This is a genomic window from Bacillus sp. AK031, assembly GCF_053903065.1.
Window position 1 is genome coordinate 1,948,393 of the sequence record NZ_CP096424.1, and the last position, 20,896, is coordinate 1,969,288.

Genomic DNA, 20,896 nt, shown 5'->3' on the forward strand with positions numbered 1-20,896 from the left:
GGAATGATGAATACGAAAACGATTTTAATTGTGGATGATGAACCAAGAACCCGCCAAGGCCTTGCCAAGACCGTGGATACATGGGCTGATGGACAGTTTCAAATCGTCACGGCCTCCAATGGGCAAGAAGCGATAGACCAAATGAAGCAGCATAAGGTCCATATCCTGATTACCGATATCCGCATGCCGGAAATAACAGGCCTTGAGTTATTGAAAATAGCCAAAGATCAACAACTCCATCCGGTCATCATTGTCATTTCCGCTTATTCGGAATTCGAGTATGCCCAGGCAGCCCTCCGACTCGGTGTCATAAACTACCTGTTGAAGCCGATCAGCAAGAAGGTACTGCTTGAAGCACTTGAGGATGCCATCCAAGCAGTTAAAAAGCAAGAAAGGGCAGGGGTCATCGAGAAAGTGGTTGACAAAAAACTGGTTGAAGCAGATTCGCAAAACTATGGGGAGCGGGAACCAATCAGGGAAGCGATCGAATATATCAATCATCATTTGAAAAATGAACTCACATTGAAAGAGGTCGCTGATCATGTTCATCTCAACCCAAGCTATCTCAGCGTTTTATTCAAAGAACATGTCAAATTGACTTTCAGTGAATACGTGACAAGACGCAGGATCCAGCGTGCCAAGGATCTGCTCATTTCTTCGAGCCTGCCAGTTGCGGAGATCGCTGAAGAATCAGGATACAAAACTTCCAAATATTTTATTAAGATATTCAAGGAACTGGAAGGAAAGACCCCGAGTGTATACCGGAAGACGAATAATGAAACCGCTTTCTAAAAATAGTAGTACTTTTCCTAACCGTTGTTACCTATTTTTCAGAACTATCTGAATGTACACTATAAATGTAAGCAAAACACAAACAAGGTCAAAGGGGGATCTTACATTGTTTAAAAAGAAAGCGTTTGCAGTATTGGCTTCTTCGCTGATGGTTGCCTCGCTTGCACTTGCAGGATGTTCATCTTCAAGTTCAACAGATGAAGCAAATGCGGATGGCGACAAAGTGATCAAATTCATGCATTTATGGCCGGAAGGAAGTTCGAATGCCCAGTTTTCCATCGTGAAAGACATCATAGGGGAATACGAAGCAGAACATGATGTGAAAATCGAAACAGAAATCCTCAATCCGGATCAATACAGAGAAAAGCTGAAAGTATTGGCTTCTTCCAATGAACTGCCTGATATCGGGATGACCTGGTCTGATGGATTCATCCAGCCTTACGTAGAAGGGGGCATGCTGGCACCGCTTGATGAAGTCGATACAGGCGGAGTGGAATTCATCCCTGGTGTAAAAGAATCTTATGCAGTTGACGGAAAAACTTATGGACTGCCGCTGGAACTGAATATTTCATACGTTTTCTACAACAAAGAAATTTTTGAGAAATATAACTTAGAAGTCCCAGAGACTTTCGAAGAATATAAAAACGTTGTCAAAACATTGGCTGACAATGGTGTGACACCGGCAACTGTAGGAGCGAAAGACGGATGGCCGGCGTCATTCTGGTTCATGTACATGGCAGACCGTATCGGCGGATCGACAATCCTGACAGATGTAATCGATGAAAAAGCGAAATTCGATGATCCTGCGATCAAGAAAGCTGCTGAAGAAATACAGAATCTAGTAGATATGGGCGGCTTTGTAAAGGGTGCAAGCGCATTATCAAATGACGATGCAAAAGGCTACTTCATGAATGAACAAGCTGCGATGTTCCTGACAGCTACTTGGGAACTTCCTAACTATACGACAAGCCCTGACGTGACTCAAGAATTCAAAGACAAGATCGGCTACTTCAAATTCCCTACTTATGAAGGCGGTAAAGGAGAGTCCATCGACAGTTATGTAGGCGGTCCTGGTGTTGGCCTATTCGTAGCGGAAGATTCTAAAGTCCAAGATGAAGCAAAAGATTTCGTTGGATACCTAGTGAAGAGATGGGGAGAGAAATCAGTGACAGATGCTGGTGTCATCCCTGCAACGAAAGTGGACACAGCAAGCCTTGACCTTGATCCAATGTACATTGAAATCCTGGATGACTTAGGTTCAGCTTCAAATGTAACGACGTATTTTGATACTCAATCAAGCCCAGCTGTATCTGAGCTTCACCATGACCTGGTAACGGCTCTGTTCGGAAAGCAAATTACAGCAGAAGAGTTCGTCAAACAGCATGCAGACGAAATTGCCGAAGAGCAAGAGTAATAGTTTCAGTGATAGAGGGCATATCGATATGCCCTCTATCCTTTTTAGAAGGGAGTATAGAAAATGAGAAGTGTAATGTCAAATAAATGGGTCATCAGCCTTTATGTACTTCCCGCCTTAATCCTGATTCTTCTATTGATTTATATTCCAATCGTCCTGACTGGTTATTACGGGTTAATGGACTGGAATGGCATCGGCCAAATGAAGTTCACCGGGTTGGACAATTACATAGAGCTGGTCAAGGACAGCATGTTCTGGAAGAGTACATGGCATTCGATCCTGCTGGGACTATTCTCGACTTTAAGCCTTGTCGGATATTTAGTGTTATCACTGATATTGGCAAGCAAGATTAAAGGAGCCAATTTCTTCAGAAAGATCTATTTGATCCCAATGCTATTATCATCCGTTGCGATCGGGCAGCTTTGGGCGAAAATCTTTGACCCGTCAAACGGTATGTTGAACAAATTCTTAACGAACATAGGATTTGAAGATCCGCCGCTCTGGCTGGCAGATTCGAACATCGTCTTGTACGCATTGTTCCTTCCGATCGTATGGCAATATGCAGGATTTTATATCATCATTTTCTATGCAGCATTAAAAAATGTGCCTGAAGAACTGATTGAAGCGGCGAAAATCGATGGAGCGAATCCGATCCAAATTGCTTATAAAATCAAGGTGCCACTTATTTCCGGCGTCATCAAAGTCATGGTCATTCTGGCGATTGTCGGTTCACTGAAATACTTCGATTTGATCTTCGTCCTCACAGGCGGTGGGCCTAACGGCGCGAGTGAGGTGATGGCATCTTATATGTATAAGGAAGCATTCAGTAAATACAACTTCGGTTATGGAAGTGCCATCGGCTTCGGATTATTGGTGATCTGCCTGGTCATGACATGGATTATCCAAAAACTATTAACTTCAAAAGACGAAGTTGAATATTAAGAAAGGGGAGAGGAAGAGATGAGCAAGGTTGCCTATCAACAACCATCAACACCAACCAAAACGAGCCTCCCGGCGTCTTATAAAACGAATAAATCATTAGGAAAACGAATTGGATTTGGAATCCTTTACCTCATATTGGGTATCATTGCGATCGTTCAAATTTATCCGCTTGTTTGGTTATTCATGTTTTCTCTGAAAACCAATCAAGAGGTATTCGGAATGTCACCATTCGCATTGCCGCAGGATCCGCAATGGGGCAACTACGTCAAAGCCTGGACGACCGGTAATATTGATACCTACTTCTTCAACTCTGTCATTTACACAGTTGTTGCCGTAATTCTAACCGTAATCCTGGCAAGCTTTGTAACCTTTGCAATCACAAGAATGCATTGGAAGCTAAGCGGTGTCGTTTTGGCGTTGTTCATGGCAGGGTATATGATCCCGCTTCATTCCACCCTGATTCCATTGTTCAATATCTTTAAATCCGTCAATCTGATTGATAATCCAATTTCAATCATTATCTCTTACGTGGCGTTCAATCTGCCGATCACCATCATGATCCTGACCGGTTTTTACAAATCGCTCCCAAGGGAGATCGAAGAAGCGGCCGTAATGGACGGCTGTTCCATCCACCGAATCTTCTTTCAGATCACGCTTCCGATGACGGTGCCGGTCCTTTCGACAACGGTCATCATCAACATGATCTATAACTGGAATGAATTCGTATTCGTTCAAACATTCCTGAGCTCTGACAAATGGAAAACGATCACAGTAGGGGTCAACAACTTTGTCGGCCAGTACCTAACCGATTGGGGCGCCATCGGGGCGACACTGATGATCAGCATCATCCCGGTATTGATTGCGTATTTCATCCTTAGCGACCGAATTGTAGAAGGAATTGCTGCAGGATCGGTGAAAGGGTAAAGAATTAATTGAATATCCCCCTCTTTAGATCGAGCATGAACCATTCATGCTCGATCTTTTTGTCTAAATAGCAACAAAGTTTAAGAAAAGACCATTACAAAAGAAGATTATCATTATTCGAAACATTAATAACCCTGTTTTCGTCTTATTATTAAAGACAATTGTAAGGGTATATGGCTGTTTGCCATTCACTTTGAAAAAGAAGGTAAATAATTTTTGGGAGGAGAGATTTGCTTTGGAGTTTTTTATTATGTTTTTATTTGTCTTTATTTTATGTATGTTTATTGGTTCACTATTAAACATTTTCTTGAAAATGACAAGAAAAATAAATTGGCTTATCACATTTTTTATAAGTTTATGTACAGCAATCTTAGCTCAATTTATGAATATTATGTAGGGGAATAAAAGGGTGTCACTCTCTTATTCAATAAACGGGCAGAATACTTTACTAACAAAATTGATATTTAACTGAATTTATATCATTTTTACTAGTGGAAGAGGGATAATGAATGGTCCTTGAGATAATTACAAATATACTTATGTCGATGGTTATGTTTATTCGTGGGAAACCAAAAGAAGAGAAAGTTAATAGAAACATTGAATTGCTAAATAGAACAGGATGGTTTAAACATATTTATTCTAAGCATGAAGAATTGTTTAAGAAGGATGAACATTTACGATACATAGTTGGATGGGCGAAAGTTGAGAAATCATTAAGAAGCGAGAAAAGCACAGATAAATTAAAGGAGGAAATCCTGGAAGCGATAAACAATAGATAACTATGTAAATTATAGGGCTTTTTATGTAAGTTGCAGATTACCGGGGACAGCTATGAAAAAGTCAAAGAGACTGGGACATAAGTTGAAAAATTAATTGTTTCAAGTAGAATTACCGAAAATAAAGCCGCATGAAATCAAGGTTTATATACTTAACCTCATGCGGTCATTCATTTTATTAGAATCTTTTCTAAAAGATTGTTCTTTTAATGCTATTTTACCCTTTACCCTATTACGTAGAGGGATTGGAGCGGAAGCCGTGCGACCTCCTGCGGGACTAGCGGGACAGGTGAGACCAAAGTTACGTACCCACCGGAACGTAACCCCACAGGCGAATCCAGCTCCAGCGGCCAGCGACTAGCAGATTTCGGTCTCTCTCCTTGCGATAAGTCAACATCAACTCACTACGTTCGTTGTGTTTCCTTTATCTCATGCGATAGCCCTCCAATCTGTACGTCGCTGAACGGCCGCTTCCGCTTTTTAATCAGCCGAGGAGGCTCACCGCCCGCCCCGCGGAGTCGTAAGGCTGGAGCGGAAATCCAATACTTTTAAACAGCCACACTCAATGCGAAAAGATCCTTTTATTAAGGTTTTGTCCCAGCCTCTTTTTAGCTCTTGACGTTTTTATATTTCTTTTGAACTGCTATTTCCTTATAAAGATTAATTGCTCTTCCCAAGCGCTGTCTTCATACGCCTTTGCAATGCCCTTATCCGCCACAGCACTTTTTGAAACACTTTTGTACGGTAAGGACAACTGAAAGCCATTCTGAAAGGGAAACCCATTTATTGATATTTCTTTTTCATTAATCCACTGGGCAATGAGCGGCTGGTTATGCGGGCTGAACATTTCAGTGTTACTAAAACCCTTTTTAAACCATGGGTGCTCATGATCCTTTTCAGCACCAGGCTCATTCAAGCAGATATATAAGGAAAGGTTATCGGAAAATTGAAGCAGGTAAAAATGCTGCAGAAGCAGAGCTTCATCAAGACCGGGCAGGGTTTTCTTGATGTTGTTTTGGCGTGTTTTCTCTTTTTCTAAAAAAAGAAGACAATCTTTGTCTTTTGAATGAGAAAAGAATGAACAGAAATGCATGCTGCATAGGAGACAGGAATAGGGATTCATTCTTTCAATCTCATCCAATCCTATTCGATAGAATGCTAATTTAGGGAGAAGAGGATAATCAGAAAATGAGTAGGGAAGGCTTGCATGGTCATCCCAAATAGGAGTATCATCCAAACCGATCCAACTGCGGTCATGTTCATAGGAGGCCAAGACAACATCTTCGAACAAACGGTCTGATTGCAGGAATGTATGCTTAAAGTGTTTCGTGATTACTCCAGATAAATAAGCATGGTCATGCTGCTTAATCATTATAAAGGAATCGGTGGTTTCACGGATTATCATATTTCAATGTCCCCTTTTCATTTCCGGCTATGTATTCTAAACAAATTCCATAAAAGGTTACTAGTCTGCAAGGTTTTTCAACGCTTTGATATCCTTACGAAAGTAAATGGCATTGCCAACTCCTACAATGATTGCAGCAGCTGCAAATGGAACTGAAAAATCAGCCGTGCCAATACTATCGAATACGATCATCAAGATTAAAATAACGGCTGATATAGAAATCAATCCTATTTTAGCAGCCATCGAACGCTTTATTTCATTCCTGTTCGTAAAATCTTTTTTCCATTTACTCATACAAAATCAGTCCTTACATTATTTTACTCTCTCAGGATAACATACTCATAAACTTTAAATTAATAAAAAGACAGAGATCATTAAGAAAAAATTTCCAATTATGAATGAGTATTTGTATAATTATTTTGATGACGATAGGGGGAGAGTTATGGATAAAATCATACAGGACATAGCTGATTGGATAAGAAATCAAGAGGAAAGAATCATCGTTGGTATTTCAGGACATGGGGCTTCCGGGAAGACGACGTTTGCGAGCAATCTGGTCAACCTTTTGGGGCAGGAAGACGTGAATTATATGAATACAGACCCATTCATCATCAGTTCTGCCGTCCGGAAGAAAATAGACTACGAATATAAAAATGAGAACCACCATTATAAAATGACGGCCTGCCATCCCTCAGCCCACAACTTGAATGCTATGGAAAGAGATATCCTGATGATGAAGGATGTACTCGACTTTTATAGTGTCGGTACCCATTACGCGAAGGATACATTAATCGCCTCCCGGAAAAAAGTGAATATAATAGACGGGATGAGTATTGCCTTCATTGATCCTGATTTGTTCGATTTGAAGATTTATTTATATACGGACGGGGAGACGGAATTCAGCAGAAGAAGTATCCGTGACATTTCAGAAAGAGGTACCGATTTGAAGGATTTACAGCACTCTCATCATGAAAGAAGGATACAATATGAATTGTTTATGCATCCGAGAAGTGAGCAGTTCGATATTGTCATCAAAAATAATAATGAGGCGTTCATCCTGAAAAAGGCTGAAGTCATTACTGGGTAGTAATGAAGGATAGAACGCCCTTTTTTTACACAGGGCGTTTTTCTTTTCACTTAGAGTAACCACCAAAGGAAATTCAGCTATTCATAATAACAAGTATGCAAGATAAAAATGTTATCCCCGCAATTGGAGTCATTACAAATTTCTCTTTTTTACTTTTAGAAACTAAATTTCCTAATGTACTAAAACCCATGAAAATAGTAATGATGATGACCAAAACAGTTGTAGGTATATAAAACCCTACTGAAATGATATTGGAGTGAACTAAAAAGATAAAGCTGAAAAATAGCAATAGGAAAGCTGAAAGCAAACTCATGATTCTTACCTTCTTTGGCAACACCCCTTTATACTTGCCCCCCCAGCTGAATTCTGCCAATGGGAATCCCCAAAAGAGCAAAACTTGAAAAATAGCAATTCCGCATGATGTAGCCGCCACAATGATAGAGGCTGTTTGTACTAAAAATCCCTCCATAACTATCAACTCTTCTCTTTATTATATTTATTCTCAGCATTTCTTATTTTATTTCGTTGACGGATATTTAATTCATTTAATAAGTTCCACACCGCTACTCACATTCCTTCTTTTACCACACGGCAGGATTATAGAACACCCCTGTTGAAGTTATAATACTAATAACAGTAATGTAAGGAGGATATCAGGGTGAGTATCCAATTCGAGATAAAAAGAAACTTCCCGGTTTCAAAAGAGGAGACGTATGAAGGGTTGCTGGATCTCGATTCAGCACATCAATGGATGCAGGGCTTAGTGGAAATAGAGAGAACGGATCAAGGGCCATTGCAAGAGGGCAGCCAGTGGAAGGAAACCCGCAAGATGTTCGGGAAAGAGGCATCAGAATACTTTGAAGTCACCAGCCTGGAAAAACCGGATAAAATCGTCCTGCGCTGTGATGGAACAAAGGGATCGATGGGGAAAGGCGAATATATCTTTACATACTTTCTTTCCTCAACAGGTGATCAGACCGAAGTGGCCATGCAGGGTGAAATAAGAGGGCTTACCGGTCTCTCTAAAGTTTTCGGCAAACTGATGATAGGTACATTTAAGAATGCCTGTGCGAAAGACTTGGATTCTTTGAAGGCCTATTTGGAAAAAGAGAGCAGCGGAACTACCGTTAAATGAAGGAGGCGAGTCTTGTATGACCTATGAAGAAATCATGCAGAAGCTGGAAGAAATGGGTTCAGAGCAAACGAAACGCATTTATGAGAATCACGGTGTTCAGGAGCCTTTTTTCGGAGTGAAAATAGGTGATCTGAAAAAGCTGGTAAAGTATGTGAAGAAGGATCATGATCTGGCTCTTCAGCTCTACCGGTCCGGAAACCATGATGCCATGTATCTGGCAGGTCTCTCGATAAACCCGAAGAAGATTTCAAAAGAAACCTTACAGGAATGGGTAAAAGGGGCGTATTGGTATATGCCAGCAGAATACACGGTTGCCGGAGCAGCAGCCGAAAGTGACTATGCCCTGGAATTGGCACGGGAATGGCTGCAGTCAGAAGAGGAAATGACAGCGGTCTGCGGCTGGAGTACCTATTCGAATTATCTCTCGATTACTCCTGATGAAGAACTGGATAAAGAAGAAATCAAAACCCTTCTATCACAAATCAAAAATACCATCCATGAGGAACGGAACCGGGTAAGATACGTCATGAATGGGTTTGTCATCTCTGTAGGCTCCTATGTTGCAGAACTGACCGGCGAAGCAAAGGAAGTGGCCGACCAGATCGGCAAGGTCCAGGTGGATGTCGGGAATACGGCTTGCAAGGTCCCGGTGGCTGCTGCTTATATCCAGAAGGTAGAAGCGAAGGATAGAGTTGGGTTGAAGAGAAAGACCTGTATTTGTTAGGTAACATTTTCTCTTCTGCAAATATGAAAAAGATCGGGAAATTACCATAGGAATATAGTAGACTTTTGGTTAGAAAATGAAGGGTTACATGACTTCTTGAAGAATACATAATAGGTAAGCAGGAAATTAATTCGTACAAACCAGGAGGGAAATATGGGAAGATTAGTTCATTTTGAAGTTCACGTGGATAAGATGGAACGAGCTACTAAGTTTTACGGTGAGGTATTTGGCTGGACATTTGAAGATTGGAGCGATTTCGCGGGCATGCCTTATATGGGGGCGGTGACCGGCGGAGAAGATCAACCGGGCATCAATGGAGCCTTAATGCAGCGCCAGGGTCCTCCTCCAGAAGCAAACCAGCCGATGAACGGATATGTCTGCACTATGGGCGTAGAAGATTACGATGCAACGGAAGCGAAGATTCTTGAAAATGGCGGACAGGTAGCCATGCCGAAATATGCACTTCCTGGAATGGCCTGGCAGGGGTACTATAAAGATACTGAAGGAAATATCTTTGGTATTCATCAACCGGATGAAAATGCGAAATAGAGAGTTTCTGTTATCATAAAAATAGACCTGTTCCCGGTCGTAAGGATTTGCTTACGCGGGAGCAGGTCTTTCTTTTATCATTCATTGTGTTTAGAGACAACAACCGATCGATTATTCTTGATAATTTCCAGCAGCTGCTCTGCCATAAAAGTGGGGGTGTATTTAAAGCCGCCATTGATCCATTCAATGATAAGGCCGAAAATCGCATAGGCCTGATAACTTGCATGCAGTTCACGGTTGATCTTGCTGTTTGTGATTTGATCTTGGAGATCAGTCAAGGTCAGGTCTTTAATAATGGAACAAAACTTATGCTGGAAACCAGCCAATGTATCGGTCTTGAATATAAGAGTGTAGAACTTAGCGTACTTGCTGACATGATCAAATATTTGAATAGCTGAAGTCGTCAATTCATGAAGCTCCAGGATGGCCTTGTCCTTATATGGTTTTCGATACGACTCAATCAAGTCTTCTATGACCTCGTCAATGATTTCATTCAAAATATCCTCTTTAAATTGATAATGCTTATAAAATGTCCCTCTGTTTAAATCGGCTGAACGCACGATATCGGAAACGGAAATTGCTTTGAAATCTTCCGCCTCCATCAATGAAATGAGGGCATCTTTCATCGCTCTTTTGGATTTCACAACTCTCCTGTCAACATAATCATTATTAATAGACATATCACGCCTCCATTGTTCAATAACATAAACTAATGCACAATTGCTTGTCCCTCTGTTGGTTAATGGACAATTCCCGTCTGTTTTGCTGATTGAACGTTGCTTTTACCAGTCATTATACTATAGGTACGTGTTGAATAATCAACACCTGTTGAAAAAGACAAAAAATTTAATATTCTTTATATTAGGAGGAATGAAAATGAGACTGGAAAACAAGGTAGCAGTCGTAACAGGAGCAGCTTCAGGAATGGGGAAAGCCATTGCCGTCCTTTATGCAAAAGAAGGAGCGAAAGTGGTCGTTTCTGACATCAATCAGGAAGCAGCCAACGCAGCAGTTGAGGAAATCAAAGCAAGTGGCGGTGAAGCTGTTGCCGTACTGGCGAATGTCGCAAAAGAAGAAGATATCCATAACCTTATTGATAAAACAATCGAGACCTACGGCACATTGGACATCCTGGTAAATAATGCAGGAATCATGGACAACTTTGAACCTGCAGGTGATATCGTCGATGAAAACTGGGAGAGAATTTTTGCCGTCAATACGACAAGTGTCATGCGTGCAACGCGCAAAGCATTGCCGGTCTTCCTTGAAAAAGAGGCGGGTGTTATCATCAACATCGCATCAGCCGGTGGCCTTTATGGCGCAAGAGCAGGAGCAGCTTATACAGCTTCCAAACATGCTGTTGTCGGCTTCACGAAGAACACAGGTTTCATGTATGCCACAAAAGGGGTGCGCTGTAATGCCATTGCCCCTGGGGGAGTGGAAACCAACATCCAATCTTCCATGACAGGCTTCAATCAATCAGGCATGGAACGAATCCAGCCGGGATTGGCAATCAATCCTCGTGTCGGTAAGCCTGAAGAAATCGCCAATATTGCCCTTTTCCTTGCTTCAGAAGAATCCAGTTTCGTGAATGGAACAGTTATTACCGGGGATGCGGGCTGGACAGCCTATTAATAAGTTTTATAAAAGCCGCTGAGATGATGTCTTGGCGGTTTTTCAGTTATGACACCTGCAAATAGAAAGGATTCAAAACAAAACATTCGCATCAGCCTATTTTGATTGTTTATACTAAATGGAGATAAATCAAGAAAGGGTTGTACCAACATGACGAAAAAAGAGTTAGAATACAAAATCAATGAGGTAAAATCGGATTACATACGCATTCAAGGAGATCTCGAGAAGCTGGAGTCGGTCGGAAGGAATACTGAAAAGTCCGAAAAGCGGTTGGAAGCTTTGGAAATCGAATTAGCTGAATTAAATAAGCAGCTTGCAGTGCTTGAGAAATAATTCACCTTATTAATACCTTATTTAAACCCTAAAGAAGAAGGGAGCGTAAACTACATGGTTTGCGCTCTTTTTTTTGTTTCATGGGATCTGTAAAGAATCAAAAGCGGTGTCTTGAGATTCACATGAAGAATTTCGGTTTGTTTGCAAATAATGGATATACAGAAGGTTATTAGTAATTTAAAATGGAGGGTAAGAATCTATCTTAAAAATAACCGGATTTCTACATAACATCGTTGGCCGGCTTGTGTTGGTTTATTTGCAGAAGAGAGGAAAAGGACATGAAAAAAATAGTATTGACCGTATTGTTTCTCATTACTTTAATCCTGGCAGCCTGTTCACAAGGGGAAGAAGATACAGGGGGATTTTCTGGAGTGATCAGTGATGGAGATGTTTTGGGGTATGAATATACCGTCACAAAAAAACAGGATGCATTTTTCTGGGAGGTCGGATACAAAGGAAATACGTCAATCATCCAGGAAAGCCAGGAGAACGAGAAAGATCTGGATATCTTTATGAGAGCCGTCGGAGATAGTCAATCGGAATTTGTAAAACTCGTTCTATCGTTATCTTATTTATTCATTAGTGTGGTACTAACGCTCTTCCTTTATAAGAGAAACAAAAAGGTATTGAAAGAGAGCGGTCCCTTTATTGCCGTATTTGCAGGTGTTGCCATATACGTTGCTCTAGGTGCATCTCTGGATTTAAACAGTTCATTGCAAGATGCCAAATATTATTATTACAATTTAATGAATTAAGTACTTGCTCTACATTTTTGTTTTAAAAGGACTGAGTGAATTGTTGAAAAAATTCAGTTTTAGATTTGTGATAACCCTGCTCATACTTTTTCTTATTTTCGTTTGCTATTCAGCTTTTACTATTTGATCTTTTAGTGACAACGTCCAATTAGTCAAGACGGATGCGGCCGTGGTACTTGGCGCTGCTGCCTGGGGATGATGAACCATCTCCTGTTTTACGAGAGAGGATCAATCATTCCATCTGGCTTTACAAGAATGATTATGTAGAGAAAATCATTTTCACAGGCGGCAAGGCTGAAGGCGATCAGTATGCAGAGTATGAGGTTGTAAGGGAATATGCTATAAAACACCATGTTGATCCTGAAGATATTTTGCTTGAAACAAAATCAAAAATCACAGAAGAGAACTTGAAATACGCCTATGAAATTGGCGAAGAGAAAAATATCGACACATTTACCATCGTCAGCGACCCTCTGCATATGAAAAGAGCGATGCTGATAGCAGCAAACACTGGAATGGAAGCCTATTCATCACCTACGCAAAGTTCCGTATATAAGACATTGAGTAGTAAAGTTCCTTTCTTCTTGCGTGAATTGTTTTTCTATATAGGCTATATTTTCAGTTTGCCGTTTAGGTAAATTCAGGGCGCTGGCCAGTCCTTTTCATTTGGCGAGTTTACAACATTAAAAACATACTAGCCTCCATCAAATCGCTTTACCAATATTTTTTCTATCAGGTGGCCTATCACTCCAAAAACAAGGCCGAGAACACACCCGCTTAAGACCGGACTGACTAAGAAGGTCCAGTGCAGCCCAAAGAACATTCCCAGAAAAAGCCCAATGAAAAAACCTAAAAGGTGTGAATATTGCTTTGGCGTGGGAACGCCTCTTTCCTGAAGTTCACTATTGATCACCCTGGCCCGGTCATATGCATGCCAGATGTTAAAGACGTAAACGGATGGGTAGAACAAGCCCCATCCCCAATCTACGACATCAAGCGATTTTTGCAGTTCACCGGTGAATGAGAAATAAATGGACCAATTGATTTTCGCCAATACATTTACAGCGATTTCCCAGATGACTAAGATGATGCCAATAATATAATCCCTCACATAAAATTGGCCAAAACCGGGCAGGCACGCAGACCAGATAGCGGCTGCTACAGGGGATTTATATACATTCACTTTGAAATTTTTACTTTTGATATCCTCGAAGTACTGATTCATGGATACATCCTTTATAAACCTATTTATACATAAAATCCCCAAAGAATTGCTAATTTATCCTTGCAGATTTCTTCTCTTTTCACTTTGTTTCATTTTGTCATTGGCGGTTATGGGGGTTTTGGCCAAGTGGGTTTGTGCAGAGACGGATTCATTTGCCCGATAATTCCGTTTGCGGCCCAATGAAACTTCGAAAGTGCAAGCTCAATGGGCCGATAATCTCGTTATCGGCCCATTGAAACTTCAAAAGTGCAAGCTCAATGGTCCGATAACCCTGTTTGCGGCCCAATGAAACTTCGAAAGTACAAACTCATTGGTCCGATAATCCCGTTTGCGGCCCAATGAAAACTCGAAAGTGCAAACTCAATGGTCCGATAACCCTGTTTGCGGCCCAATGAAAACTCGAAAGCGCTAACACAACGGCCCGATAAACCCTCTTACGGCCCAATGAAACTTGGAAAGTGCAAACTCAATGGCCCGGTAACCAAAATTGCGGCCCAATGCAAACTCAAAAGTACAAACCCAATGGTCTGATAACCCCGTTTCTGAGCAGATTTTCCTCAAAATAACCAGCTGATAGGAGCTAATGAACAGCTTAAGGAACCAACTTACTGCCCACCAAATACCAGATTCAATTAACCCAATCCATAGGTCTGAAATAGGATGAATCAACAAATACTAGAGATAAGCTTTGACATATGACACCGTGTCATATAAAATGAAGATATTAAAAAAGTGACACGGTGTCATATTGCTGGAGGGGTACTTTTGCCAAAGATAACATTCTTTAATCTGCCAGAACATAAAAGAAAAGTATTAATCCAAGCCGCTGAGAATGAATTTGCAAGGGTACCGCTGCATGAGGCTTCCATTGCGAATATAGTTAAAACAGCTGGTATCCCGAGGGGGAGCTTTTATCAATACTTTGAGAATAAAGACGATCTCTATTTCTATTTATTAGATGAAAAGCTGGAAGAAGGAAAAGTCCACTTCCTTACCATGTTGGAGGCACATAACGGTGATATTATCGAAGCGGTGATCAACATGCATCACAATTTCCTGGTCATGATGCCGGATGAAGAGGAAGAAAATTTTATAAAAAATGCATTGCTCTATGCGACTCACAAAGTGGAGAACTCCTTCACCTACATGATTGATTCTACTCATGACCAAGTCCATTTTCAAAAGATGATGGATTTAGTTGATAAACAATTAGTGAACGTGCGGGAGGACACAGAATTGGTCCCTATCTTGCAAATAATTGCGGCTGTTGCTTTCCACAATTTAATTGAAAAGTTATCAAGAAAATTATCAGATGAAGAGGCAATTAAACATTTCAAGGTGCAAATGGAGTTAATCAAACACGGGATTTACCAAAGGTAATATTACTTTCGTCAATGGTTTCAATAGTGAAATTAGAGGTTAGGAGAGAGTCAGATGACTGTTACAGTATATGGGCGCAGCTGCAGTTCGACTAGGAAAGCGAAGCAGTGGTTGAAAGAGCATGGAGTCCCTTTTGTGGAAAGGAATATTATGCAAGAGCCGATTACGATCGGTGAACTCCTTACGATCTTACGGTTAACAGAAGACGGCACAGATGAAATTATGGCAGTGAAATCGCAAACGTATAAAGAGATGAACTTCAATCTGGAAGAATTATCTCTTCAGGAAATGATTGAGCGAATTAACCAGTATCCCAAATTGCTTAAGAGCCCCATCATTATCGATGAAAAGAGGCTGCAGGCTGGATACAGCGAGGATATCCGTCAATTTCTTCCGAGAAAGTCCCGTCTGAAGTGGAGGGTGAATAATTTGGACTTTAATAGACTGGGAGATATTACGAACTGACCCTATAGCTGCTTGATAGAATGGAACAGGCATAATGAAAGGATCTATGAATCAAAATGAATTCCACCGAAACCTTCATGATCAATAAAGAAACACTGGATAAAATACGCAAGGAAATCACACGCTTCAGCATGGTGTATAAGTTTGCCTTGGATGAAGTGAATACGAAAGTGAATATATTGAAAGAAGAGTTTCGCTTAACACATGATTACAATCCGATCGAACATGTCAACTCACGGGTAAAATCAGCAGAGAGTCTTTATAAGAAGCTGCAAAGCAAGAACCTTGACCTAACGATTGAAAATATCCAGGAGAGCATAAAAGATATTGCAGGAATACGTATCATTTGTTCATTTGTTTCCGACATCTATCGAATCAGTGAAATGATTCAGGCCCAGTCTGATATAGAAGTGGTTGAAGTGAAAGACTATATCCAGCACCCAAAACCAAATGGATATCAAAGTCTGCATATTATCATGAAGATACCGGTGTTCATGTCGGATCGGACAGCGCATGTGTATGTAGAAATGCAGATTCGCACAATCGCCATGGACTTCTGGGCGAGCTTGGAGCACAAAATTTATTATAAGTACAATAAACAAGTGCCCGAGCATTTGACAAGACAACTAAAGGAAGCGGCCAGTACGGTGGCGGAGCTCGATTTAAAGATGGAAACGATTAATGATGAGATCAATATCCTGAAAGACCAGGACACAGCAAATGATCGGGAAGAACTGCTGTTTGATCCCAGCAAAATCATGGTCCAGATGATGGGAAAAGCTAATCTTTTTAAGAAAGAATAGCCATACACTAAACAAAATATCCATGTGCAAAAAAGCCGCAGATATGATAAATGCGGCTTTAACATTATGTATTCGAACAAACGCACCGGGGAACTCAATCAACAATAATAAGCTCCAATAGGGCCGCAAACTGAATAGCCTGGTTCGTGGAAACTTTGCAGCCCTTAAGATCCGAGGCAGAAACAGAAAGTGACTCGAAAGTCGAGGTACTGATGTCGACTCCTTTAAGGGAAGTACTTTCAAAGCTGGCTTCATTCAGATTGCTCACATTAAACTCCACTTTTTTAAATTTGCACTGGTAAAAATCCGAACGCTCTAACGAAGTCTCCTTCATGACCACTTTTTCAAGTTTTGAATGTCCGAATGATGCCAGGTTAAGCAATGATTGATCAAATAGAACATTGCCAAAGCTCGACTCCGTAAAATCCACGCCCAATAATTTGCAATTTTTAAAAACAGTGCGGTGGATGGAAGCCCCACTCATATTAACATTTGAAAGATCACAGTTCTCAAACACGACATCAGTTAGATCAATACTAGAAAAATCCGTGTTCGTAAACTTGCAATTTCGTAATGTCATCCTATATAAACGGACTCTTGGCAAGACTTCATTTTCAAAAACAGAATCATGAATTTGGCAAAATTCCAGTTCGGGATCTTCCTCATAAAAAATATCGTTGAAATTCCGTAAAGGTAAATCTTTTGGTATAGCCGGCGATTCGATCTTCATAAATATTACCCCTCTGACTTTTTGTTTACATACTCTCTGTATTAACTATAAGAAAGAAAGGCTTTCATTAAAAGTCTTTAATTTTGAGGGAGAGTGTGTACAAAGCAATGCAATTTAGCAGGGGATCTATCATGTGTTAAATATGTTTCTCGAAAATATTTTTTCTTTCTTTCCATTTTTAAGATATATATTATCAGGGGCAGGGCCCCCAGGTTAAGTGAAGAATTATTCGTGGATGAGTTGTTGAACCTGCTGTATCTTCTGTTGAGCTTTTTCGAGTTCTTGTTGAGCAAAATGACAGGCTTCTGCATCAGCACTGTTTGAATTGACTTGTTTCAAGTGAAGATGGGCTTTATGGATTATATCCTGAGCTTCTTGCAATTCGCTTTTAAAGTTCAAAGCAGTTCACCTCCTGGTTTCGAGTATTCTCATTTAACATGCTCAAGTCCTTAGTGAAATACACATTGTAATGTTAAGTATAGCCTCTGAAACTGCAAATACATGGACCATTGGATATTTCATTTAGATGAATGAATTTTTTTGAAACTTCTTTCATGATTAATCCTATTTAAGTTAATATAAAAGTTCAGGTAAGGCGGGAGAGCGGTGTCAATTTTTTGAGGCGGCCCAAATAAAAATTGCCAAAACCAAAAGCGAGTGGGTTTGGGACTTCATTGGCTACTCATTTTACTTCGTTGCGGCACTCTTTTTAATGATCAATTGGAATACACTTCCGGAAGAAGTTCCTGCACATTACAATGCACTGGGCGAGGTGGATCGTTGGGGATCTAAATGGGAACTGCTCATTAATTTCTGGAATCGGAAGAAATAAGTAATGAGATGAAAAAGGAATACATAGAAACGATCAAAAATAGTGCGGGAAGATTGAAGGTTTTGCTTGAGGAATTCTTCGAGCTCTCGATTATCGAACAAGCAGATTATCCACTTAACATGGAGAGGCACAGATTGAACGATGTATTTGAGAGGCATTGATCGGATTTTATGAAGAATTTAAGAAAAGAAACATAGAGCCTGATATAGATATCCCGGAAGATGACATGATGCTGTTGCTCGACTCTTCTGCAGCTAAGAGAGTGATAGAAAATTTAGTAGTCAATGCAATCAGGTATTCAACCGGAGATGTTGCCATCAGGCTGAAGAAAATGGACACAGCCATCCAACTTACAATTTCAAACTCTGTTGAGAAACTTAGCGAACAGGATGTAAAGCAAATGTTTGACCGGTTTTATAAGGCAGATCAGACAGGGACGGGAAAAGGGACCGGGCTGGGTTTGCCGATTGCAAAAAGCTTAGTGGAAAAAATGAACGGGAGTCTGGTTGCAGAGTTAAAAGGGAATCAATTATGTATGATCTGTGAGTGGCAACTAGATATAAATTAAGTTTTATAATCGTTATGTGGTGGAGCAGAGGGAACGTTTGGTACTGATGACCAGACGTCCCTCTTTTTTTAAATAAGATAAGGAAGAGAGCCGCTCCTAAAGCGGTTGTTTTTTTTATTTACAAGGGGAAGGGGTTAGAGAAATATTGGCAAAAAGTTGAAACCTATTGATCCCCCCAAACGTATTTAATAGATACATAGGGGTAGATAAAACAAAAAAGCATTCTTCGTTATTATCACCGTGTTAATGAAAGGGGGTTTGCTTTGGGGGTGGCGGAAATTTTCCCAGTGGTATATCACGGAGGGTTAATTCCAGGAGGTTTAGCTATATTTGGAGCGTTCTGGCTGTTTTTGCTTTATACCAATCAAATACATAATGAGATGAATTTAGGGTTCACAGGGTAGGATGGAGGAGGAGTCAAGTTATTCAAGTTTCGTCTGTTATCCTTCTCGTTTGGAATCGTCTTGTTTATGCTGTTAAGTTTCAGTTTGACAGTCATTTACTATTTCATCTGATGGGAGTACAGATAGAATGAAAACTAATCTAGTTTTTCCTTTTATTTTTATGTGGGGAATCCCTGCCTTTATGGTTATAAGAGAATTCTTGAAAATGAGTGAGGAGGACAAAAAATCGGCGTTGAATGATTTTATGTCACTCCGCTTCATATTCACTTTAGGGTTGATGATTGCTGGCACCTTCTTTGTTCATGCTGGGACTCTGATCAATAGCAGCATGGTGAAAGGGATTGGGATAATATTTTTAGTCGTCGGCGGATTCTTTTCAGCATTGGACTCTTGGAGACGGAGCAGGTTCAGAAGTATATTATTAGTCGCCATACTAGTGCTGATTGTTCTTGTATGGGCCGTCTAACTTATTTAATGTGAATGGCCAGGTTTGTCGACACCTTGTTACTATTAACATTGGTCTTTTGTATATCTTTCTTTTAGCCTCTAGTTTTTGAAAGGGTGTTTATTATGATAAAGGTTTGTTCTGGGCTGATATCCTTTAGTTTATCTTTATACAGTTTAATTTCAGGTAACAATGATTTATTGCCTTATATGATGTTTTTCTTGGGAATTTTCATGTTTACTCTGGGAATGGATGAACTAAATGCAAAACGGAAATATTCTTCACTATTTGTTTTCTTTACTTCTGCATTTCTCCTTTTTGTTTCCGTTTATATTTTTTAATGCACATGTTCCTATTGCAACACGTTAAATAATGAAGAAGCTTTTCGGTTGTTGTAGTTAAGAATCCTACGGATGTAAGTCCGCCCCCATTCACATTCCGGACGTTTTGGAAAGGAAATAATTCAAACTTCTCAAAGGGAAGTTCCCACCTTCAAATAGTAAGGAGAATTCTCAAAATAATACATTGTGATAAGCTTCGTTCAATAACTCATAGTAGAGGAATAAAAAAATGATCGATGCAGCAATGGCAACCCCGTTCAGTGCAAGTGTCCAATATAGATATTTCTTTCTTTTTCTTTGATCCTGAGACCATTTGTCACTTAACAGCATACGGTAAGTTGCAATGAAAGCTGAGGCAATCAGTATGCCAAACAGTATCCAGTTGTTGTAGGCAGACATGTGATGTCCGAGTACTTCCAGGCTTTCATGGTCTATGACGACATCAGGGTTCGTGACGGTCATCAGATTGCCGGGACCATCATGGATAACGAGTTGATCCTTGTTATTCATTTCATACTTAAAGTATTGAAAGTCCATCATGCCGTAAAGGGCCAGCATGATTCCGAGGCTGATGAAAAAAGTGATCCCCCACGTGGATTTTTTGGACATATTTCCATCTCCCTTCCAATCTTTTATAACACTTATTATTCCAAATTAGGAGAATATGTCAATTGTAGAAATCAGGATGATTTAATCAGAAACCGAATTCTCCCTTGTCAGTACCCACTACGAAATTATTAAAAATGAAATGAAACCAATTAATTAGTATTCCAGCTTAGTAAAGTGTGGGATTTGCCATCAGCTTTACAGCTGCAAGCCAAATGGTGCATCCACCATTGGACTCGCCTTTTCGAAACCAGATATCCTGCAAAATCGTCTAACATGTAAAAGCTTCACAAGTTCTCATTTTGAGTGAATAGGAGGGTTCTGAAACAATGTCTGAAAAATACAGTAAGCCATCAGCACTATTAAGCATTATTTGTGCATTAACATTATTTCTTTCCTATGAACTCGCACCAGACCAGCCGGAAGGAATGATCGTGGTCGTTTTGCAGATTTTATTTTTCACTTCTGTCATCACGGGAGTATTGAGTTTGGTATTTACCTTTTTGGCCCATAGAAAAAATGAAAAAGGTTTTTTGAAAAATATTGCACCTGCAATTCTATTATCAATCCTGTTGGTGTTTGCACTGTCCATGCTGGGCATCATTGTGAGTTTCATCGAATAATTC

At 40.2% G+C, this 20,896-nt stretch carries 28 protein-coding genes and 2 pseudogenes; 22 read left to right on the top strand and 8 right to left on the bottom strand.

Annotated elements, in window-relative coordinates; all coding sequences use genetic code 11:
- Positions 1 to 6: 6 nt before the first annotated feature.
- The 5 genes from M1E09_RS09915 to M1E09_RS09935 all read left to right on the top strand — a co-directional run bounded on the left by M1E09_RS09915 (position 7) and on the right by M1E09_RS09935 (position 4,851).
- Positions 7 to 792 (top strand): response regulator transcription factor, encoded by a 786-nt coding sequence (locus M1E09_RS09915; RefSeq protein ID WP_456274958.1) that lies wholly within the window; start codon positions 7 to 9, stop codon positions 790 to 792.
- 52 nt (positions 793 to 844) lie between these two features.
- Positions 845 to 2,206 (top strand): extracellular solute-binding protein, encoded by a 1,362-nt coding sequence (locus M1E09_RS09920; RefSeq protein WP_456274667.1) that lies wholly within the window; start codon positions 845 to 847, stop codon positions 2,204 to 2,206.
- Between the two features lie 63 nt (positions 2,207 to 2,269).
- Complete coding sequence (locus M1E09_RS09925) at positions 2,270 to 3,148, top strand: carbohydrate ABC transporter permease (protein WP_456274668.1); 879 nt, start codon at positions 2,270 to 2,272, stop codon at positions 3,146 to 3,148.
- An 18-nt stretch (positions 3,149 to 3,166) separates the two neighbouring features.
- A complete protein-coding gene (locus M1E09_RS09930; RefSeq protein WP_456274669.1) occupies positions 3,167 to 4,072 on the top strand; it encodes a carbohydrate ABC transporter permease in 906 nt (301 codons plus the stop codon).
- Between the two features lie 509 nt (positions 4,073 to 4,581).
- Positions 4,582 to 4,851, top strand: a complete 270-nt coding sequence (locus M1E09_RS09935) for a hypothetical protein (RefSeq protein ID WP_456274670.1) — start codon at positions 4,582 to 4,584, stop codon at positions 4,849 to 4,851.
- A 640-nt stretch (positions 4,852 to 5,491) separates the two neighbouring features.
- Here M1E09_RS09935 and M1E09_RS09940 read toward each other — a convergent pair.
- Both M1E09_RS09940 and M1E09_RS09945 read right to left on the bottom strand, forming a co-directional pair.
- Positions 5,492 to 6,253, bottom strand: coding sequence for a DUF3891 family protein (locus M1E09_RS09940; protein WP_456274671.1), 762 nt, complete (start codon positions 6,251 to 6,253; stop codon positions 5,492 to 5,494).
- Between the two features lie 60 nt (positions 6,254 to 6,313).
- Positions 6,314 to 6,547, bottom strand: coding sequence for a hypothetical protein (locus tag M1E09_RS09945; RefSeq protein WP_456274672.1), 234 nt, complete (start codon positions 6,545 to 6,547; stop codon positions 6,314 to 6,316).
- 148 nt (positions 6,548 to 6,695) lie between these two features.
- On the opposite strand from M1E09_RS09945, the gene M1E09_RS09950 reads away from it, so the two are divergent.
- The gene (locus M1E09_RS09950; RefSeq protein WP_456274673.1) at positions 6,696 to 7,340 is read left to right on the top strand and encodes a uridine kinase family protein; all 645 of its coding nucleotides are present in this window, start codon (positions 6,696 to 6,698) and stop codon (positions 7,338 to 7,340) included.
- Positions 7,341 to 7,413: 73 nt separating this feature from the next.
- Here the strand turns inward: M1E09_RS09950 and M1E09_RS09955 are convergent, their stop codons facing one another.
- On the bottom strand, positions 7,414 to 7,809 hold the full coding sequence (locus M1E09_RS09955) for a hypothetical protein (RefSeq protein ID WP_456274674.1): 396 nt from the start codon (positions 7,807 to 7,809) through the stop codon (positions 7,414 to 7,416).
- A gap of 189 nt (positions 7,810 to 7,998) precedes the next feature.
- Between M1E09_RS09955 and M1E09_RS09960 the strand changes: the two genes are divergently transcribed.
- The 3 genes from M1E09_RS09960 to M1E09_RS09970 all read left to right on the top strand — a co-directional run bounded on the left by M1E09_RS09960 (position 7,999) and on the right by M1E09_RS09970 (position 9,748).
- Complete coding sequence (locus tag M1E09_RS09960; protein WP_456274675.1) at positions 7,999 to 8,475, top strand: SRPBCC family protein; 477 nt, start codon at positions 7,999 to 8,001, stop codon at positions 8,473 to 8,475.
- Between the two features lie 16 nt (positions 8,476 to 8,491).
- Complete coding sequence (locus tag M1E09_RS09965) at positions 8,492 to 9,199, top strand: DNA alkylation repair protein (protein ID WP_456274676.1); 708 nt, start codon at positions 8,492 to 8,494, stop codon at positions 9,197 to 9,199.
- 153 nt (positions 9,200 to 9,352) lie between these two features.
- Positions 9,353 to 9,748, top strand: coding sequence for a VOC family protein (locus M1E09_RS09970; RefSeq protein ID WP_456274677.1), 396 nt, complete (start codon positions 9,353 to 9,355; stop codon positions 9,746 to 9,748).
- A gap of 77 nt (positions 9,749 to 9,825) precedes the next feature.
- On the opposite strand, the gene M1E09_RS09975 is transcribed toward M1E09_RS09970, so the two are convergent.
- Positions 9,826 to 10,428, bottom strand: a complete 603-nt coding sequence (locus M1E09_RS09975; RefSeq protein WP_456274678.1) for a TetR/AcrR family transcriptional regulator — start codon at positions 10,426 to 10,428, stop codon at positions 9,826 to 9,828.
- A 196-nt stretch (positions 10,429 to 10,624) separates the two neighbouring features.
- Here M1E09_RS09975 and M1E09_RS09980 point away from each other — a divergent pair, with 196 nt between their 5' ends.
- The 4 genes and pseudogenes from M1E09_RS09980 to M1E09_RS09995 all read left to right on the top strand — a co-directional run bounded on the left by M1E09_RS09980 (position 10,625) and on the right by M1E09_RS09995 (position 13,109).
- Entirely contained in the window at positions 10,625 to 11,383 is a 759-nt protein-coding gene (locus M1E09_RS09980; protein ID WP_456274679.1) for an SDR family oxidoreductase, read from the top strand.
- A 150-nt stretch (positions 11,384 to 11,533) separates the two neighbouring features.
- Positions 11,534 to 11,716 carry an SE1832 family protein gene (locus M1E09_RS09985; protein ID WP_456274680.1) on the top strand — a complete coding sequence of 61 codons (183 nt, stop codon included), beginning with the start codon at positions 11,534 to 11,536 and terminating at the stop codon, positions 11,714 to 11,716.
- A gap of 278 nt (positions 11,717 to 11,994) precedes the next feature.
- On the top strand, positions 11,995 to 12,471 hold the full coding sequence (locus M1E09_RS09990) for a hypothetical protein (protein WP_456274681.1): 477 nt from the start codon (positions 11,995 to 11,997) through the stop codon (positions 12,469 to 12,471).
- A 13-nt stretch (positions 12,472 to 12,484) separates the two neighbouring features.
- A pseudogene (locus M1E09_RS09995) lies at positions 12,485 to 13,109 on the top strand (YdcF family protein).
- Positions 13,110 to 13,165: 56 nt separating this feature from the next.
- On the opposite strand, the gene M1E09_RS10000 reads toward M1E09_RS09995, so the two are convergent.
- Positions 13,166 to 13,696: a hypothetical protein gene (locus tag M1E09_RS10000; protein WP_456274682.1), complete on the bottom strand. Its 531-nt coding sequence runs from the start codon at positions 13,694 to 13,696 to the stop codon at positions 13,166 to 13,168.
- 765 nt (positions 13,697 to 14,461) lie between these two features.
- Between M1E09_RS10000 and M1E09_RS10005 the strand changes: the two genes are divergently transcribed.
- Genes M1E09_RS10005 through M1E09_RS10015 form a run of 3 tightly spaced genes read left to right on the top strand, consistent with a single transcriptional unit; the run spans position 14,462 to position 16,344 of the window.
- Positions 14,462 to 15,076, top strand: a complete 615-nt coding sequence (locus M1E09_RS10005) for a TetR/AcrR family transcriptional regulator (protein ID WP_456274683.1) — start codon at positions 14,462 to 14,464, stop codon at positions 15,074 to 15,076.
- A gap of 54 nt (positions 15,077 to 15,130) precedes the next feature.
- A complete protein-coding gene (locus tag M1E09_RS10010) occupies positions 15,131 to 15,541 on the top strand; it encodes a Spx/MgsR family RNA polymerase-binding regulatory protein (RefSeq protein ID WP_456274684.1) in 411 nt (136 codons plus the stop codon).
- 56 nt (positions 15,542 to 15,597) lie between these two features.
- The gene (locus M1E09_RS10015; protein WP_456274685.1) at positions 15,598 to 16,344 is read left to right on the top strand and encodes a GTP pyrophosphokinase; all 747 of its coding nucleotides are present in this window, start codon (positions 15,598 to 15,600) and stop codon (positions 16,342 to 16,344) included.
- A 94-nt stretch (positions 16,345 to 16,438) separates the two neighbouring features.
- Here the strand turns inward: M1E09_RS10015 and M1E09_RS10020 are convergent, their stop codons facing one another.
- The gene (locus M1E09_RS10020; RefSeq protein WP_456274686.1) at positions 16,439 to 17,074 is read right to left on the bottom strand and encodes a pentapeptide repeat-containing protein; all 636 of its coding nucleotides are present in this window, start codon (positions 17,072 to 17,074) and stop codon (positions 16,439 to 16,441) included.
- A 225-nt stretch (positions 17,075 to 17,299) separates the two neighbouring features.
- Positions 17,300 to 17,473, bottom strand: coding sequence for a hypothetical protein (locus M1E09_RS10025; RefSeq protein ID WP_456274687.1), 174 nt, complete (start codon positions 17,471 to 17,473; stop codon positions 17,300 to 17,302).
- Positions 17,474 to 17,705: 232 nt separating this feature from the next.
- Between M1E09_RS10025 and M1E09_RS10030 the strand changes: the two are divergent.
- The 5 genes and pseudogenes from M1E09_RS10030 to M1E09_RS10050 form a co-directional block, all read left to right on the top strand.
- Positions 17,706 to 17,882 (top strand): annotated as a pseudogene (locus M1E09_RS10030) (DUF1648 domain-containing protein); the annotation flags it as partial.
- A 32-nt stretch (positions 17,883 to 17,914) separates the two neighbouring features.
- A complete protein-coding gene (locus M1E09_RS10035; protein WP_456274688.1) occupies positions 17,915 to 18,067 on the top strand; it encodes a hypothetical protein in 153 nt (50 codons plus the stop codon).
- Positions 18,064 to 18,474 (top strand): sensor histidine kinase, encoded by a 411-nt coding sequence (locus tag M1E09_RS10040; protein WP_456274689.1) that lies wholly within the window; start codon positions 18,064 to 18,066, stop codon positions 18,472 to 18,474. Before M1E09_RS10035 ends, M1E09_RS10040 begins: the two co-directional genes overlap by 4 nt.
- A gap of 531 nt (positions 18,475 to 19,005) precedes the next feature.
- A complete protein-coding gene (locus M1E09_RS10045; RefSeq protein WP_456274690.1) occupies positions 19,006 to 19,344 on the top strand; it encodes a hypothetical protein in 339 nt (112 codons plus the stop codon).
- A gap of 227 nt (positions 19,345 to 19,571) precedes the next feature.
- On the top strand, positions 19,572 to 19,664 hold the full coding sequence (locus M1E09_RS10050; protein ID WP_456274959.1) for a hypothetical protein: 93 nt from the start codon (positions 19,572 to 19,574) through the stop codon (positions 19,662 to 19,664).
- Between the two features lie 171 nt (positions 19,665 to 19,835).
- Here the strand turns inward: M1E09_RS10050 and M1E09_RS10055 are convergent, their stop codons facing one another.
- Entirely contained in the window at positions 19,836 to 20,273 is a 438-nt protein-coding gene (locus M1E09_RS10055; protein WP_456274691.1) for a hypothetical protein, read from the bottom strand.
- 326 nt (positions 20,274 to 20,599) lie between these two features.
- Between M1E09_RS10055 and M1E09_RS10060 the strand changes: the two genes are divergently transcribed.
- Positions 20,600 to 20,893, top strand: coding sequence for a hypothetical protein (locus tag M1E09_RS10060; protein ID WP_456274692.1), 294 nt, complete (start codon positions 20,600 to 20,602; stop codon positions 20,891 to 20,893).
- Positions 20,894 to 20,896 lie beyond the last annotated feature (3 nt).

Bases quoted from the DNA above. Each gene is read 5' to 3' on its own strand.
- M1E09_RS09965 (WP_456274676.1), top strand. From the start codon at position 8,492: ATGACCTATGAAGAAATCATGCAGAAGCTGGAAGAAATGGGTTCAGAG.
- M1E09_RS09935 (WP_456274670.1), top strand. From the start codon at position 4,582: ATGGTCCTTGAGATAATTACAAATATACTTATGTCGATGGTTATGTTT.
- M1E09_RS10060 (WP_456274692.1), top strand. From the start codon at position 20,600: ATGTCTGAAAAATACAGTAAGCCATCAGCACTATTAAGCATTATTTGT.
- M1E09_RS09950 (WP_456274673.1), top strand. From the start codon at position 6,696: ATGGATAAAATCATACAGGACATAGCTGATTGGATAAGAAATCAAGAG.
- M1E09_RS10010 (WP_456274684.1), top strand. From the start codon at position 15,131: ATGACTGTTACAGTATATGGGCGCAGCTGCAGTTCGACTAGGAAAGCG.
- M1E09_RS10045 (WP_456274690.1), top strand. From the start codon at position 19,006: ATGAAAACTAATCTAGTTTTTCCTTTTATTTTTATGTGGGGAATCCCT.
- M1E09_RS09975 (WP_456274678.1), bottom strand. From the start codon at position 10,428: ATGTCTATTAATAATGATTATGTTGACAGGAGAGTTGTGAAATCCAAA.
- M1E09_RS09940 (WP_456274671.1), bottom strand. From the start codon at position 6,253: ATGATAATCCGTGAAACCACCGATTCCTTTATAATGATTAAGCAGCAT.
- M1E09_RS10015 (WP_456274685.1), top strand. From the start codon at position 15,598: ATGAATTCCACCGAAACCTTCATGATCAATAAAGAAACACTGGATAAA.
- M1E09_RS09985 (WP_456274680.1), top strand. From the start codon at position 11,534: ATGACGAAAAAAGAGTTAGAATACAAAATCAATGAGGTAAAATCGGAT.
- M1E09_RS09990 (WP_456274681.1), top strand. From the start codon at position 11,995: ATGAAAAAAATAGTATTGACCGTATTGTTTCTCATTACTTTAATCCTG.
- M1E09_RS09930 (WP_456274669.1), top strand. From the start codon at position 3,167: ATGAGCAAGGTTGCCTATCAACAACCATCAACACCAACCAAAACGAGC.
- M1E09_RS10055 (WP_456274691.1), bottom strand. From the start codon at position 20,273: ATGTCCAAAAAATCCACGTGGGGGATCACTTTTTTCATCAGCCTCGGA.
- M1E09_RS09945 (WP_456274672.1), bottom strand. From the start codon at position 6,547: ATGAGTAAATGGAAAAAAGATTTTACGAACAGGAATGAAATAAAGCGT.
- M1E09_RS10050 (WP_456274959.1), top strand. From the start codon at position 19,572: ATGGATGAACTAAATGCAAAACGGAAATATTCTTCACTATTTGTTTTC.
- M1E09_RS09980 (WP_456274679.1), top strand. From the start codon at position 10,625: ATGAGACTGGAAAACAAGGTAGCAGTCGTAACAGGAGCAGCTTCAGGA.
- M1E09_RS09920 (WP_456274667.1), top strand. From the start codon at position 845: ATGTACACTATAAATGTAAGCAAAACACAAACAAGGTCAAAGGGGGAT.
- M1E09_RS10000 (WP_456274682.1), bottom strand. From the start codon at position 13,696: ATGAATCAGTACTTCGAGGATATCAAAAGTAAAAATTTCAAAGTGAAT.
- M1E09_RS09955 (WP_456274674.1), bottom strand. From the start codon at position 7,809: ATGGAGGGATTTTTAGTACAAACAGCCTCTATCATTGTGGCGGCTACA.
- M1E09_RS10035 (WP_456274688.1), top strand. From the start codon at position 17,915: ATGAAAAAGGAATACATAGAAACGATCAAAAATAGTGCGGGAAGATTG.
- M1E09_RS09915 (WP_456274958.1), top strand. From the start codon at position 7: ATGAATACGAAAACGATTTTAATTGTGGATGATGAACCAAGAACCCGC.
- M1E09_RS10020 (WP_456274686.1), bottom strand. From the start codon at position 17,074: ATGAAGATCGAATCGCCGGCTATACCAAAAGATTTACCTTTACGGAAT.
- M1E09_RS09925 (WP_456274668.1), top strand. From the start codon at position 2,270: ATGAGAAGTGTAATGTCAAATAAATGGGTCATCAGCCTTTATGTACTT.
- M1E09_RS09970 (WP_456274677.1), top strand. From the start codon at position 9,353: ATGGGAAGATTAGTTCATTTTGAAGTTCACGTGGATAAGATGGAACGA.